Source organism: Streptomyces cacaoi, assembly GCF_006539165.1.
Taxonomy (GTDB): Bacteria; Actinomycetota; Actinomycetes; order Streptomycetales; family Streptomycetaceae; genus Streptomyces; species Streptomyces cacaoi.
The window spans coordinates 26,365-43,324 of the sequence record NZ_BJMM01000032.1 but is presented as its reverse complement, the minus strand read 5'-3'; the positions used below and the strand labels follow the sequence as shown (position 1 = coordinate 43,324).

1 protein-coding gene is annotated in these 16,960 nt (G+C 78.0%); it reads left to right on the top strand.

The features are described 5' to 3' along the window. Positions 1-249 precede the first annotated feature (249 nt). The gene (locus SCA03_RS37040) at positions 250-16,386 is read left to right on the top strand and encodes a non-ribosomal peptide synthetase (protein WP_170223854.1); all 16,137 of its coding nucleotides are present in this window, start codon (positions 250-252) and stop codon (positions 16,384-16,386) included. The last annotated feature ends 574 nt before the right edge of the window (positions 16,387-16,960 follow it).

Sequence of the window (16,960 nt, the reverse complement as noted above, 5' to 3'; positions counted from 1 at the left end):
CCCTCCCCGGCACCGCGCACCGCCCCGCCGTCTCCACCGCCCCGGTGCCCCGGCTCCCGGCTCCCGCCGGTCCGGCACCACGCCCCACCCCGGCCCCACCGGGCCCTGCCATGCACCTGTCGTCCCTCTCGTACCCGTCGTCCCTGTCCCTGTTCCACCCTGCCCACCCGGGCCCAGCCCTCTGGAGGTCGTGTGCACACGGTCGGCGTCGCGGCGCCCCCCACGTTTTCCGGACTCCTCCGCCGTCAGGTGCGCAGGGACCCGGACGCCGAGGCGGTCCGCTCCCCGGAGGAGAGCCTCAGCTACGCCGGGCTGGCCGAGCGTGCCGGCCGGCTCGCCGAGCGGCTGACGGCGGCCGGCGCGGGCGAGGGACGCATCGTGGCCGTCGCGCTGCCGCGCTCGACGGACCTGGTGGTGGCGCTCGTCGCGACCGAACTCGCGGGCGCCGCCTATCTGGCGCTCGACCCGGGGTACCCCGTCGAGCGGCTGCGCACCATGGTGGACGACGCCCGCCCCGTCTGCCTCGTCACCGAGGACGGCGGCCCCCTGCCCGCCGTCCCCTACGACGGCCCCCGGCTCGCCCCCGCGGACACGGCAGGAGCGGACGGCGCGGACGGGCCGAACCGCCCCGGCGGAAGCGGCAGTCGGGGCATCAGGCCGGACGGCGGCCGTACCGCGCCGGGCAGCGAGGGTTCCGGACGGCCGGGCGGCGGGATGCCGGGCGAGGGTGTCGACCCGCGTTCCACCGCGTACGTCATCTACACCTCGGGCTCCACGGGCCGCCCCAAGGGCGTCGAGGTGACCCACACCGGGATCGCCCCGCTGGCCGCCGCGCACCGGCGCGAGCTGGGTGCGGGACCCGGCGCCCGGGTGCTCCAGTTCGCCTCGCCCAGCTTCGACGCGGCGTTCTGGGAGCTGTGCCAGTCCCTGCTCACCGGCGGCACCCTGGTCGTGGCGCCGGAGAGCGCGCTGCTGCCCGGTCCCCCGCTGGCCGCCACCGTCGCGGAGCTGGGCGTCACCCATCTGACGCTGCCGCCCAGCGCCCTCGCCGCGCTGCCGGGGGACGCGCTGCCGCCCGGCACCACCCTGGTCGTCGCCGGTGAGCCCTGCGCTCCGGCGCTGGCCGCCCACTGGGCGGGCCGGGTACGGATGTTCAACGCGTACGGGCCGACCGAGACCACGGTGTGCGCGACCCTCTCCGCGCCGCTGACCGGCACCGGCACACCCCCGCTCGGGCACCCCTGCGCGGAGACCGGCGTGTACGTGCTGGACGCCGCGCTGCGCCCGGTCGGCCCGGGCGGCACCGGCGAGCTGTACCTCGCGGGCCCCGGCCTCGCCCGCGGCTACCTCGGCCGGGCCGGGCTCACCTGCGCACGCTTCGTCGCCGACCCGTTCGGCCCGGCCGGCGGCCGGATGTACCGCACCGGCGACCGGGTGCGGGTACGCGCCGACGGCGCCTGGGAGTTCGCCGGGCGCGCCGACGACCAGATCAAGGTGCGCGGCCACCGGGTGGAGCCGGGCGAGGTCGAGGCCGCGCTGGGCGCGCACGAGCAGGTGGCGCAGGCCGCCGTGGCCGTCCACGGGGACGCGCTCGTCGGCTACGTCGTCCCGCACGAGGAGGCACTCGCCGGGGCGGAGCCGGACGCCGCCGAGCAGATCGCCGCCTGGCAGCGGCTGTCCGACACCGTGTACACGGCGGGCGACTTCGAACTCTCCGGCTGGACCAGCACCTACGACGGCCGGCCCCTGCCCGAGGCGCAGATGCGCGAGTGGCAGCGCGGCACCGTGCGCCGGATCCGGGCCCTGCGTCCGCGCCGTGTGCTGGAGATCGGCGCCGGTACCGGGCTCGTGCTGGGCGGGATCGCCCCGGAGTGCGCGGAGTACTGGGCGACCGACGTGTCGGAGGCGGCCGTCGAGGCGCTGCGCCGGCGCACCGCGGACGACCCGCGGCTGGCCGGGAAGGTGCGGCTGTCGGCGCGGCCCGCGCACGACGTCGCCGGGCTGCCCGCCGGGCACTTCGACACCGTCGTGCTCAACTCCGTCGTCCAGTACTTCCCCGGGGCCGGGTACCTCGGCGAGGTGCTCGACGCCGCCTTCGGGCTGCTCGCGCCCGGCGGCCGGATCTTCGTCGGCGACGTGCGCCACCTCGGCCTGCTCGGCGCGCTGCGCACCGCCGTCGAGCTGGGCCGGGCCGACGACGGCGCCGGGCCGGAGCGGGTGCGCTCGGCGGTGGCCCGGGCGGTGCGCGAGGAGACCGAACTCCTGGTGGATCCGGGGTACTTCGCGACGGTGCCCGGCTGCGCGGGCGTGGACGTACGGCTGAAACCGGGCGCAGCGCACAACGAGCTGACCCGGCACCGCTACGACGTCGTCCTCCACAAGGCTCCGCTCTCCGGCCGGGACGTGGCCGCGCTGCCCACCCTGGTCTGGGGCGAGGAGGTGGACCGCCTCGACGGGCTCGCCCGGCGGGCGCCCGTCCGCGTCACCGGGGTGCCCAACGCGCGCCTCACCGGGGAGGTCCATGCCGCGCGCGCCCTCGCCCGCGGCGCCTCCGTCCCCGAGCTGCGCCGGGCGCTGCGGCGGCCCTGCCCGGAGGCGCTGGACCCGGACGAGGTCGAGGCGTGGGCGCGGCGCGCCGGGGTGCGGGCGCTGTGCACCTGGTCGCCGGACGACGAGGAGCAGTTCGAGGTGGTCCTGCTCCCCGACACCCCGGAACTCCGTCTCCCCCCGACGGGCGTCCACCGCGCCCCGACCGCCCCGGCCACCCGCACCGCGGCCGACCACGCCCCCGCGTCCGCCCGCCCGCGCCGGGACCCCGGCACCGGCGGCCGCCCCGCCCACTCCGCCGACCCCGCCGCCGGGCCCGCCACGGGCGCCCGGCCCGGGAGCGGCGCCGGGACCACCCCGCTCGTCAGCGATCCCGCGCGGGCCCGTGCGGTGCGCGCGCTGCCGGGCGCGGTACGGGAACGGCTCGCCGCGACGCTGCCGGGGTATCTGGTGCCGTCGGCCGTGGTGGTCGTGAACGCGCTGCCGCTCACCCCGGCGGGCAAGGTCGACCGCCGCGCGCTGCCCGCGCCCGCCACCGACGACGACCGCGGCCGGGAGCCGGCCACCGAGGGCGAACGGGCGGTGTGCGCGGCCTTCGCCGAGGTGCTGGGGCTGCGCCGGGTGGCGGCCGACGCCGACTTCTTCGCGCACGGCGGGCACTCGCTGCTCGCACCGCGCCTCGTCGAGAGCCTGCGCCGCACGACCGGCGCCGACCTGCCGTTGAGCGCGCTCTTCGACCACCCCACCCCGGCCGGGCTCGCCCCGCTGCTCACCGCGCCGGGGCCGGACTCCGGCGCGGACGGCGGCGCGGACTCCGGCTCCGCCCGCGGCCCGGCCGCGCCGCGTCCGCCGCTGGTCGCCGTCGAGCGGCCCGCGCGGGTCCCGCTGTCCCCCGCGCAGCACCGGCTGTGGTTCCTGTACCGGCTGGACGCGCAGGCGGCGTCCGCCTACCACGTGCCGCTCGCCTTCCGGCTGGAGGGCACCGTGGACACCGCCGCGCTGGAGGCGGCGCTGCGGGATGTGGCGGCCCGGCACGAGAGCCTGCGCACCGCGCTGCCCGAGGCCGCCGACGGCACGCCGTACCAACGGCTGCTGCCCCCGGAGGCGATACGGCTGTCCGTCGAGGACGCCGGCCCGGACGGGCCCGACCCCGACCGGTGGCTGCGCGAGGCCGCCCGGGCGCCCTTCGATCTGGCCGCCGAACCCCCGCTGCGCGCCCGCCTGTTGCGGGACGCGGACGGGCCCGGGGCGCATCTGCTGGCGCTCGTGCTGCACCATGTCGCCGCCGACGCCTGGTCGTGGCCGCTGCTCACCGACGACCTCGCCACCGCGTACCCGGCCCGGCTGGCGGGCACGGCCCCCTGCCTGCCCGAACTGCCCCTCGGCTACGCCGACTACGCGCTGTGGCAGCGGGCCGCGCCCGCCGACGGGCCCGGACTCGCCCACTGGCGGGAGGCGCTGCGCGGTGTGCCCGAGCGGCTGCCGCTGCCCTGCGACCGGCCCGAGCCCGCACACGCCGACCACCGTGGCGACCGCGTCGCGCTGCGTCTGGAGCCCGGGCCGCTGGCGGCGCTGGAGGAGCTGGCGAAGGAGACGGGCACCAGCCTGTTCATGGTGCTGCACGCGGGCCTGGCCGCGCTGCTCACCCGGCTCGGCTGCGGCACGGACATCCCCGTCGGCACCGCCGTGGCGGGCCGCACGGACCCGGCGCTGGACGGGCTGGTCGGCTTCTTCGTCAACACGCTCGTGCTGCGCGCCGACACCGGCGGCGACCCCGGCTTCCGGACACTGCTGGAGCGGGTACGCGCCGTCGACCTGGCCGCCTGGGCCCATCAGGACGTGCCCTTCGAGCAGGTCGTCGAGGCGGTGCGGCCGGCCCGCTCGGCGCACCGCAACCCGCTGTTCCAGATCATGCTCGTGCTCCAGAACGCCCCGGGCGGCGGTGAGTTGCGGCTCGGCCCGCTGCGGGTGGAGCGCCGGCACGTCGACGTCGAGCACGCCAAGTTCGACCTCACCGTGGAGGCCGAGCGGCGGCAGGACCCGGACGGCCGGGCGGCGGGGCTCGAACTGCGGCTGGAGTACCGGACGGCGCTGTTCGACGCGGAGACCGTGCGGGCGCTCGGCGAGCGGCTGGTGCGGCTGCTGTCCGGCGCCGCCGCCGCGCCGGACACCCCGATCGGCGCCCTCGACCTGCTCGCGCCCGGCGAGCGGGCCGAGCTGACCGGCCCGCCACCGCCCGCCCGGCCGGTGACCGGCACCCTCCCGGAGCTGTTCGCCCGCCAGGCCGCCCGCACCCCACGGCGTGTCGCCGTCACCGACCCCGGCAGCCCCGAAGACCAACCGGCGGACGACGCCGAGGAGTTGACGTACGCCGAGCTGAACGCGCGGGCCAACCGGCTCGCCCGCCACCTGATCGCGCTCGGCGCCGGGCCCGAGCGGCTGGTCGCACTCGCCCTGCCGCGCTCCGCCGCACAGGTGGTGGCGCTCCTCGCCGTGCTCAAGGCGGGCGCCGCCTACCTCCCGCTGGACCTCGGGCACCCGCCGGCCCGGCTCGCCGCCACCCTCGACGACGCCCGCCCGCACCTCGTCCTCACCTCCGGCGGCCCCGGACCGGCCGGCCCGGCAGGCGTGCCCCACCTCGACCTGGACGCGCCCGCGACCCGGGACGCGCTCGCCGGGCTGCCCGGCCACGACCCGGACGACCGGGAACGCACCGCACCGCTGCGGCCCGAGCACCCTGCCTACGTCATCCACACCTCGGGCTCCACCGGCCGGCCCAAGGGCGTGCTCGTCCCGCACGCCAACGCTGTCCGCCTGTTCGACGCCACCCGCACGCTGGGCTTCGGCCCCGACGACGTGTGGACGCTGTTCCACTCCCCCGCCTTCGACTTCTCCGTCTGGGAGCTGTGGGGGCCGCTGCTGCACGGCGGCCGGCTCGTCGTCGTACCGCCCGGGACGGCCCGCGCGCCGGACGACTTCCACCGGCTGCTGGTGCGGGAGCGGGTGACCGTGCTGAGCCAGACGCCGTCCGCGTTCGCCGAACTGATCGCCGCGGACGCGGAGCGCGACGACGGCCACAGCGGAGGCGAGGACCGCGCACAACTGGCCCTGCGGCTGGTGGTGTTCGGGGGCGAGGCGCTCGATCCGGGCCGGCTCGTCCCCTGGTACGAGCGGCATCCGGACGGCCCGCTCCTGGTGAACATGTACGGCATCACCGAGACCACCGTCCATGTCACCCGGCTCGCACTGGACGCCACCGTCGCGACCGGGGCCGCCGGGAGCCCGATCGGCGAGGAGCTGCCCGATCTGCGGGTGTACGTCCTCGACGAGTGGCTGCGGCCGGTGCCGCACGGGGTGCCCGGGGAGATGTACGTCGCCGGGGCCGGGCTCGCCCGCGGCTACCGCGACCGGCCGGGGCTGACCGCGGGCCGGTTCCTCGCCGACCCGTTCGGCCCGCCCGGCGGACGCATGTACCGCACCGGCGACCGGGCGCGGCGGCTGCGCACCGGCGGCCTGGAGTACCTGGGCCGCACCGACGACCAGGTCAAGATCCGCGGCTACCGCGTCGAACCGGCGGAGACCGCCGCGGCGTTGCGCCGCCACCCGGGCGTGGCCGACGCCGCGGTCGTCGCCCGCGAGGACCGGCCCGGCGAGGTGCGGCTGGTCGGCTACGCCGTGCCCGCGCCCGGGCGGCCCGCGCCCGCCCCGGCCGAGCTGCGCCGGCACACGCTCGCGCTGCTGCCCGCGCACCAGGTTCCGGCCGCCGTCGTCCTCGTCGAACGGCTGCCGCTGACCGCCAACGGCAAGCTGGACCGGGCAGCCCTGCCGCGGCCCGACGACACGGCGGCCGCAGCGGACACGGCGGCCACGGCCCGGCGGGCCCCGCGCACCCCCGTCGAGGAGATCCTGTGCGAGCTGTTCGCCGAGGTCCTGGGCGTGCCCGAAGTCGGCGTCGACGACGGCTTCTTCGAGCGGGGCGGGCACTCGCTGACCGCGACCCGGCTGGCCAACCGCGTCCGGCGCACCCTCGGCGTGGAGCTTCCGGTGCGCGAGGTGTTCGCGGCGCCGACCGTGGCCGGGCTCGCGGCCCGTGTGACGGAGGCGGCCGGCACCGCCGCCCGGCCCGCGCTGTGCGCCCGGCCCCGGCCCGAGCGGCTGCCGCTCTCCTACGGGCAGCGCCGGCTGTGGTTCCTCGCCGGGCTCGAAGGGCCCTCGGCGACCTACCACATCCCGCTGGTGCTGCGGCTGCGCGGCCCGCTCGACGTGGCCGCGCTGGAGGCGGCGCTCGGCGATGTGACGGACCGCCACGAGATACTGCGCACCGTCCTGACCACCGCGGCCACCGACTCCGCCGATTCCGCCGCCACCGACTCCGCCGCCACCGACCCGGCCGCCACCGACTCCGCTGCCACCAGCTCCGCTGCTTCCAGGGCCCTTTCCGCCGCCTCCACTGCCTCCACGGCCCCCTTCACCGACTCCGCTGACTCCAGGGCCCTCTCCGCCGCCTCTGCCGCCTCGGCCGCCTCCGACGAGTCCGAGGGGTCCGACGGGGCCGACGGGGCCGACGGGGCCGACGGGGCCGAGGCTGCCCACGGCTCGCGCGCGGGCAGCTCCCCCGACGGCAGCTCCCCCGACGGCGGCTCCCCCGACGGTGGGGCGGAGCCCTGCCAACGCATCCTTCGGGCGGCCGGGCACCCGCTCGTCCCCGCCGAGGTGTCCGAGGCGGCGCTGCCCGACGCGTTGGCGCGGGCCACCGCCCGCCCCTTCGACCTGGCCTCCGAGCCCCCGCTGCGGGCCCGGCTGTGGCGCACCGCGCCCGAGGAGCACACCCTGCTGCTGCTCCTCCACCATGTCGCGGCCGACGGCTGGTCGCTCCGTCCGCTCTGCGACGACCTCGCGCTCGCCTACCGTGCCCGCCGCCGCGGACACGCCCCGCGGCAGCCCCGCCTGCCCGTGCAGTACGCCGACTTCGCACTGTGGCAGCGTGCGCTGCTGGAGGACGACGGCGGTCAGTCGCCTCTCGCCGCCGCGCAGTCGGCCTTCTGGGCCCGCACGCTGCACGGCCTGCCCGACCAACTGCCGCTGCCCTTCGACCGGCCGCGCGGCGCGACGACCGACCACCGCTCCGGCACGGTGGAGTTCACCGTCCCCGCCGATCTGCTCACCGAGCTGCGCGCACTGGCCGACGGGGCGGACGCCAGCCTCTTCATGGTGGTGCACGCCGCGCTGGCCGCACTGCTGACCCGGCTCGGCGCCGGCACCGACATCCCCGTCGGCACGCCCGTCGGCGGCCGGGGCGACGACGCGCTCGACGGCCTCGTCGGACTGTTCGTCAACACCCTTGTCCTGCGCACCGACACCGGCGGCAGCCCCACCTTCCACACGCTGCTGGAGCGGGTGCGCGCCACCGACCTGGCGGCCTACGCGCACCAGGACCTGCCCTTCGAGCGCGTCGTCGAACTCGTCGGCCCCGAGCGGTCGTTGGCCCGGCACCCGCTCTTCCAGGTGATGCTCGCCTTCGAGCACGAGGCGCTCGCGGTGCCCGCGCTGGACGGCCTCACGGTGACGGCGGAGCCCGGCGCGCTGCCCACCACCAAGTTCGATCTGACGGTGGGCCTGCGCCCGTCCGGCGACGCGCTCGCCGGCACCGTCGAGTACCGGCGCGATCTCTTCGACCACGCCACCGTGGCGGCGCTCGCCACACGCCTGGTGCGGCTGCTGGCCGCCGTCGCCGCCGAGCCCGGCCGCCCCGTGGACGACCTCGATCTGACGACGGGGCCCGAACGGGCCCGGCTAGCCGAGGAGTTGACCGGATACGAGGCCGCACCGGCGCCCGATGTGGTGGCCGCCGTCGACCGGATGGCGGCCCGGCACCCCGACCGCGTCGCCGCCTCCGGGGACGACGGCGACCTCTCGTACGCCGCACTCGTCGCCCGCGCCGACCGCCTCGCCCGGCGGCTCACCGCGCTCGGCGCCGCACCCGAGCGGCGCGTCGCCGTCCTTCTGCCGCGCGGCCCCGGCCTGCTGGTGGCGCTGCTGGCCGTGCTCCGCACCGGCGCCGCCTATGTGCCCCTCGACCCCGCACACCCGGCGCCCCGGCTGGAGTCGACGCTGGCCGCCGCCCGGCCCGTCTGCCTCGTCACCGTGCCCGGCATGCCGCCCCTGGCGGGCGTCCCCGTCGTCCGCCCGGACACCGGCCAGGCCGAGCCGCCCGGCGGGGACGGGGCCCGCCCGGACCACGGCGTGCTGCCGGACACCCCGGCCTATGTCATCCACACCTCCGGTTCGTCCGGCACGCCCAAGGGTGTGGTCGTCACCCGCGGCGGGCTCGCCAACCATCTGCGCTGGCAGGCCGAGGGCTCCGGGCTCGGCCCCGACGACACCGTCCTCGCCCTCACCTCCGTCGCCTTCGACGCCGCCGCCTTCGAACTGTGGCTGCCGCTCACCCTCGGCGCGCGCACCGTGTTCGCCGGCCCGGAGGTGGCCCGCGACCCGGACCGGCTGCGCACCCTCGTCGCCGAACGCGGGGTGACGGCCGCGCACTTCGTGCCGTCGATGCTGGACGTGGCGGGCCCCCGACCGATGCCGCCGCTGCGTCTGGTGTGCTCGGGCGGCGAGGCGCTCCCCGTCGATCTGGCCCGCGACGTGGTGCACCGCTGGGGTGTCCGCCTGATCAACCTGTACGGGCCGACGGAGACCTCCGTGGGCGTCACCCGCGGCACCTGGCCCGCCCCGCCGGAAGTGCCGTCCACCGCGAAGCCGTCCACCGCGAAGCCGTCCACCGAAGGCCCGTCCGCCGAAGGCCCGGCTGCCGAAGGTCCGCCCGTCGCGGAGCCGCCAGCCGTGGAACCGTCCGGCCCCGAGCCCTCCGTCGCGGAGCCGTCCACCGAAGGCCCGTCCGCCGCGGGGCCGTCCGGCGCCGAGCCCTCGCCCGGCGGTACCGTGCCGATCGGCCGCCCCGCGTGGAACACCCGGCTGCATGTGCTGGACGCCCGGCTGCACCCCGTCCCGCCCGGCGTACCGGGCGAACTGTACGTCGCCGGGCCGCAGTTGGCGCGGGGCTATCTCGACCGGCCGGGCGCGACGGCCGAGCGGTTCGTCGCCGACCCGTTCGGCCCCGCCGGCGGACGGCTCTACCGCACCGGCGATCTGGTGCGGCTGCGCGCCGACGGCGACCTGGAGTACCTGGGCCGCCTCGACGACCAGGTCAAGATCCGCGGCCACCGGGTCGAACCGGCCGAGACCGCCGCGGCGCTCCGCGCCCTCGACGGCGTCGCGGACGCGGCGGTCGTCGTACGCGAGGACCGCCCCGGCGACCGCCGGCTGACGGCGTACGCCGTGCCGGACACCCGCTCCGGGGGCCCGGAGCCGGACACACCCGACGGTGCCGGGCTGCGCCGGCGCCTCGCCGAGCGGCTGCCCGCCCATCTGGTGCCCGCCGCCGTCGTCCTCGTCGACGCGCTGCCGCTGACGGTCAACGGCAAGCTCGACCGGCGCGCCCTGCCCGCACCGACGGTGGAGCGGGCCCGCACCGGACGCGCCCCGCGCGGCCCGGTCGAGACCCGCCTGGCCCGGATCTTCGCCGAGGTGCTCGGCCTGGACACACCCCGGGCGAACGGTGCCAACGGCGCGGAGAGCGCCGCCCGTTCGGGGAACGCCACCCGTTCGGGAGGCGGAGCCCGTTCGGGAAGCGGAGCCCGCTCGGGAAGCGGAGCCCGTTCGGGAGGCGGCGTCGGCGCGGACAGTGCCGCCGAAGCCGAATCCACAGGCGCCGTCACAGCCGCCGAAGCTGCCGGAGCCGTCGACGCCATGGGGGCCGTCGAGGCCGTCGAGGCCGCCGGTGCCGTCGAGGCTGCCGGGGCCGTCGAGGCTGCCGGGGCCGTCGAGGCTGCCGGGGCCGTCGGGGCCGATGACGGCTTCTTCGACCTGGGCGGGGACAGCATCTCCTCCATCCAACTCGTCGGCCGCGCCCGCGCCGAGGGCATCGCCCTCACACCGCGCGATGTCTTCCTGGACGGCACGGTGGCCGGGCTGGCCGCTGTCGCGGCGGCCCGCGGTGCGGAGGAACCGGCCCCGGCCGAGACGGCGGCGGCCGAGGGCCCGGTACCGGCCACGCCCATCATGTACGCGCTGCGCGAGCGCGGCGGCCCCGCCGACGGCTACCACCAGGCGGTGCTCCTGCACACCCCGGCGGGCGCCACCCTCGGTCAACTCACCGCCGTCCTGCGGACGTTGGCCGACCACCACCCGATGCTGCGGGCCCACCGCACCGGACCCGGGTCCGGGCCTTCCCACGGCACCGCGCCGGAGGACGCCTCGCCGGAGCCCGGCACACCGGGCTCGCCGGAGCCCGGCACCTCGGCGTACATCCCGCTGACGGTGGGGCCGGACGCCGTGCCCCGGCCGGTGCGCGTACCGGTCGCCGGACTCGGCACGCGGGAGCTGCGGGCCGCCGTCGCCGCCGAGGCCGAGGCGCTGCCCGGGCGGCTCGCCGCGGGCCCGGAGGTGCTGCGCGCGGTGTGGTTCGACGCGGGCCCCGACGCCCGGGGACGGCTGCTGCTCGCCGTGCACCACCTCGCGGTCGACGGGGTCTCCTGGCGCATCCTCGCCGAGGACCTCGCCCGTGTCTGGGCCGAGGGACCGGCCGCTCTCCCCGAGCCCACCACGCCCTTCCGGCACTGGGCGCTCCAGCTGAGCGAGCGGGCGAAGGACCCGGGCCGGGCGGCGGCCGAGGCCGGGCTGTGGCGTTCCGTCGCAGGGGTGCCCGATCCGCCGCTCGGCGCCCGCCCGTTGGACCCGGCGGTGGACACGGTCGCCTCGTCCCGGTCCCTGGAGGTGACCCTGCCGCCGGAGCTGGCCCGGCCGCTGCTGACCCGGCTGCCGGCCGGCTACCACGCGGGCCCGCAGGACGTGCTCCTCACGGCCCTGGCACAGGCCCTCGCCGAGTGGCGCGGGCAGCCGGGCCCGGTGCTGATGGACGTCGAGGGGCACGGGCGTGAGGAACTGGTGCCGGGGGCCGATGTCTCGCGCACGGTCGGCTGGTTCACGACCCTCTATCCAGTGGCGGTCGACCCCGGCGCCGGCGGGCCCGGCCGCGCACTGCGCCGCGTCAAGGAGCAGTTGCGTGCGCTGCCCGACCACGGCGCGGGCCACGGGCTGCTGCGCCACCTCGCCCCGGGGGACCCGCTCGGGCCCGCCGCCCGGGTCCGGCCGCAGGTCTGCTTCAACTATCTCGGGCGCTTCCCCGCGGCCGACCCGGCGGGCGGCGACTGGAGCCCGGCGCCCGATCTGCCCGGCGGGACGGCGCTGGGCGGCGGCGCGGAGCCCGCGATGCCGGTGTCCCACCCGCTGACCGCGACGGCGGTGGCCTTCGACGGCGCGGACGGCCCCCGGCTGCGCCTCGCTCTCGCCCACCCGGCCGGGCTGTTCACCGAAGCGGAGACGGCCCGGCTGGCGTCCCTGTGGGAGGGGCGACTGCGGGAACTGGCCGCGCACACCGGCACCGGGCACAGCCCGTCCGACTGGCCGCTCGCGGCCCTCACCCAGGACGAGGTCGACCGCGTCGAGTCCCAACTGCCGCGTGTCACCGAGGTGTTGCCGCTGGCACCGCTCCAGGAGGGGTTGCTGTTCCAGAGCCTGCACGACACCGAGGGGCCGGACGTCTACACCGTTCAGCTCGTCCTGCGGCTGGCCGGCCCGCTGTCCGTGCCCCGGCTGCGCACGGCGGCCCGGGCCCTGCTGGCCCGCCATCCGCACCTCGGCGCCGCTTTCCTGCACCGCGACCTGTCCGCACCGGTGCAGGCCGTCGGCCCGGTGGACCTCCCCTTCGAGGTGCACGAAGCGCCCGAGGACACCCTGCCCCACGACGCCCTGCCCCACGACGCCCTGCCCCACGACGCCCTGCCCCACGACGACCGGGCCCACGACGACCGGGCCCACGACGACCGGGCCCACGACGACCGGGCCGACGAGCACCGGGCCGACAAGCTCCGGACCGACGAGCACCGGGCCGACGAGCACCGGGCCGACAAGCTCCGGGCCGACGGGGACGACCGCGCCCCGGACAAGCGTCACGCCCCGGAGGACGACCGCGCCAGGGACAGCCGCCCCGGCCCCGGCGAGGGCGGTCCGGCGCTCCCGGGCGACGGCGGGACGACGCTCCCGGACGGCGGCGGGCCGACGCTCCCGGGCGACGGCCGGACGGCGCGGCTGCTCGCGCGGGACCGCGCCCGCCGCTTCGACCCGGCACACCCGCCGCTGCTGCGCTTCACCCTGCTGCGGCACGGTTCCGACCGCCACTCACTGGTGCTGACCCACCATCACCTGCTGCTCGACGGCTGGTCGGCACCGATCCTCGTCCGTGAACTCTTCGCCCTGTACGCCGAGTCGGAGCCGGGGCGGCGCCCGGAGCCGCTGCCCCCGGCCGCCCCCTACCGTCGCTTCCTCGGGTGGCTGGCCCGGCAGGACAGGGACGCGGCCGTCCGGGCCTGGCGCGCGGCGCTGGACGGGCTGCGGGAGCCGACGCGGATCGCACCGCCGCGCCCGGCCGGTGATGCCGCCCGGCCGCGGCACACGGTGGCCGAGCTGTCCCCCGCCGCGACCGAGGCGCTGCGGGAGACCGCCCGCCGCTGCGGGCTGACGCTCAACACCGTGCTCCAGGGCGCCTGGGCGGTGCTGCTCGGGCTGCTGAGCGGGCGCACCGACGTGGTGTTCGGCACCGTGGTCTCCGGCCGCCCGCCGGAGGTGCCCGGCGTCGAGTCGATGGTGGGCCTGTTCATCAACACGGTGCCGGTGCGGGTACGGCTCGACCCGGCGCTGCCGCTGCGCGAGCTGCTCGCCCGGCTCCAGGAGCAGCAGTCGCGGCTCATCGCCCACCAGCACCTCGGCCTCACCGGGATCCAGGAGGCCGCCGGTCTCGGGCAGCTCTTCGACACGCTCGTCGTCTTCGAGAACTATCCGCTGGACCGCGCGTCCCTGCGCACCCTCGCGCCCGGCCTGCGGCTGGCGGACGTGGACAGCCACGACGCCACGCACTACCCGCTCGGGCTGCTGGTGCAGCCCGGCGAGCGGCTCCGGCTGCGGCTGGACCACCGGGACGACGCCCTCGCGCCGGACGAGGCGGGGCGGCTGCTGGAGCGGCTGCGGCTGCTGCTCGACCGGTTCGCCGCCGACCCGGGGGCCCGCACCGGCGCACTGGACCTGCTGCTGCCCGGCGAACGCGGCACGGCGGCCGAGCACGGCGACGGCGGGCCGCCCCGGGCGCCGGTGCCGTTCCCCGAGCTGCTGCGCCGGCAGATCGCCCGTACGCCGGGGGCGCCCGCGCTGATCACCGACGACGGCGAGCTGACGTACGCCGAACTGGGCGCGCGCGTAAGGGAGTTGGCGCATCGCCTGGTGGCGGAGCACGGGGCGGGGCCGGAACGACTGGTCGGCGTGGCGCTGCCGCGCTCGGCCGGGCTGGTCGTGGCGCTGCTCGCGGTGCTGGAGACGGGCGCCGCCTATGTGCCGCTCGACCCGGACCACCCGCCGGCCCGGCTCTCCCTCGTGCTGGCGGACACCACCCCGGTGTGCGTCGTCACGGACGGGCCGGGCGCGCGTGCCCTGCCGTACGAGGGGCCCGTGGTCCGCGTGGACCGGCCGGCGCCCCCGTGTGCCGTGCCCGGCGCCGGCCGGCCGGCGCCGCACCCGGACCACCCGGCGTATGTCATCCACACCTCGGGCTCCACGGGCCGGCCGAAGGGCGTCGTCGTCACCCACCGCGGGGTGGCGGGGCTGGCCGCCGGGCAGTCGGAGCGGCTCGGCACGGGCCCCGGCAGCCGGGTGCTGCTGTTCGCCTCGCCGTCCTTCGACGCGGCGTTCTCCGAGCTGTGCATGGCGCTGCTGTCCGGCGCGGCCCTGGTCGTCACGGACCGGGACGCGCTGCTGCCGGGCGCGCCGCTGGCCGGCACGCTGCGGCGGCACCGGATCACCCATCTCACGCTGCCGCCGTCGATGCTGCCGCTGCTGGCCGACGTCGGCGAGGCCGACGGCGTGCACAGCGGAGACGGCGGGGACGGCGGGGACGGCGGGGACCGCACGGGGCTGCCGCGTGGGCTGACACTGCTGACGGCGGGTGAGGCGGCGCCCGCCGATGTGGCCGCCCGCCGGCCGGGCCGGACCGTGTTCAACGCCTACGGGCCGACCGAGGCCACGGTGTGCGCCACGATGAGCGGCCCCCTCGGCCCGGCCGACGCGCCCATCGGCCGGCCGCTCGGCGGGGTGCGCACCCAGGTGCTGGACGCGGCCCTGCGGCCGGTACCGCCGGGCGTGCCGGGCGAGTTGCACCTCGCGGGGCCCGGCCTGGCCCGGGGCTACGCGGGCCGGCCCGGCGCCACGGCGGAACGCTTCGTCGCCGACCCGGCGGGCCCGCCCGGCACCCGGATGTACCGCACGGGCGACCTCGTGGTGCGCCGGGACGACGGGCAGCTGCACTTCGTGGGACGCACCGACGCACAGGTGAAGATCCGGGGCTTCCGGATCGAGCCGGAGGAGACGGCCGCCGCGCTGCGCTCGCTGGAGGGCGTCGCCGAGGCCGTGGTCGTCGTCCGGGAGGACCGCCCCGGCGACCGGCGGCTCACCGCGTACGCCGTACCGTCCGCGGGCTCCGCACCCGAACCGGCCGCGCTGCGGGACGCGTTGACGGCGCTGCTGCCGGAGTACCTGGTGCCCGCGGCCGTGCTGCTCGTCGACGCGCTGCCGCGCACGCCCACCGGGAAGCTGGACCGCGCCGCCCTGCCCGCGCCCGAAGGAGGCGGCGGGCGCCCGCCGGTGACGCCGCGTCAGGAGTTGCTGTGCACGCTGTTCGCCGAGGTCCTGGGGGCCGGGCGGGTCGGCGTCGACGACGACTTCTTCGCGCTCGGCGGCAACTCGCTGCTCGCCGTGCGGGCCGTCAGCCGGATCAGGACCGCGCTCGGCGTGGAGCCGAGCGTGCGCGATCTGTTCGAGGCGCCGACCGTCGAACTGCTCGCCGAGCGGCTCGGGCGCGAGGCCGAGGACGGCCCCTACGACGTGCTCCTGCCGCTGCGCGGCCGGGGCAGCCGTCCCCCGCTGTTCTGCTTCCACCCGGCGGGCGGCATCAGCTGGTGCTACACGGGGCTGCTCGGACACCTCGGACCGGAGCGGCCCGTCCTCGGGCTCCAGGCGCGCGGCCTCGCCCGCGAGGAGCCGATGGCGCAGTCCCTGGCCGAGATGGCGGACGACTACATCCAGCAGATCCGCAAGGCCGGCCCGTCCGGCCCCTACCATCTGCTCGGCTGGTCGCTGGGCGGGCTCGTCGCCCACGCCGCCGCCGTCCGGCTACGTGAACAGGGCGAGCAGGTCGGCCTGTTGGCCCTGCTGGACACGGCACCGCCGGACGCCCCGCCCCCGGCCGGGAGCGAACTCGCGGAGGGCAGATTCCTGCTGGCCCTCCTGGAGGCCGCCGGCTACGACACCCGCGAGCTGCGCGCCCGGGGCGAGCCCACCCGCGCCGAGGCCGTGGAGATCCTGCGCCGGGGGGACAGCGCGCTGGCCGACCTCGTCGAGCACCGGCTCGCGTCGATCATCGCCGTCTACCGCAACAACAGCCGCCTCGTGGGCGGTTTCGAGCGCCGCCCCTTCGACGGGGACGCCGTCCTGTTCGTGGCGACGGAGAACCGCGCGACACCGCCGCCCACGGCCGCCGACTGGCGCCCGTACGTCACCGGAACCGTGACGGTGCGCGAAGTCCCCTGCGAACACCAGCACATGACCCGCCCCGCCCCCCTGGCCCTCATCGGCCACACCCTGACAGAACTGTTCGACACCCGCGCCGACGGCTGACGCCCGGAGATGACTTACGCCTGGAAGTGGCTGACGCCCGGCGGCGGCTGACGCCCGGCGCCGGCTGACGCCTGGAGGTGGCGAGGCCCGGCGGCGAATGACGCCCGACGGCGGCAGATAGCACGCGACGGTGGCCAGGCCCAGCGACGGCAGCCAACACCCAGTGGTGTGGCAGGACTCGGCGGCGACAGCCGACGCGTTGCGGTGACAGCCGACACCCGGCGCGGCCCAGCGGCGACAGCCGACGCCCGGCAAGCTGTCGCCAAGAAGTGGCTGACGCCCGGCGGCGGCTGTCGCCCGGCGCCGGCTGACGCCTGGAGGTGGCGGGGGTGCGGCGGTAGCGGCTGACACCCGGAGGCAGCCGCTGCCCCCCCCGGCCGCGCCAACCGACGCCCGCAGGGGTGCCAGGACCCGAGGGGGCAGCAGACGCCTGGCGGTAGCCGCTGACACCCGCAGCGGCTGACGCCCGGCGCTGGCTAACGCCCGGCGGTGGCGGGGCCCGGCGATGGCCACTGACGCCCGGAGGTCGCGCATGACGCCCGGCCGCAGCAGAGCACGCGCGGAGGTGGCGAGG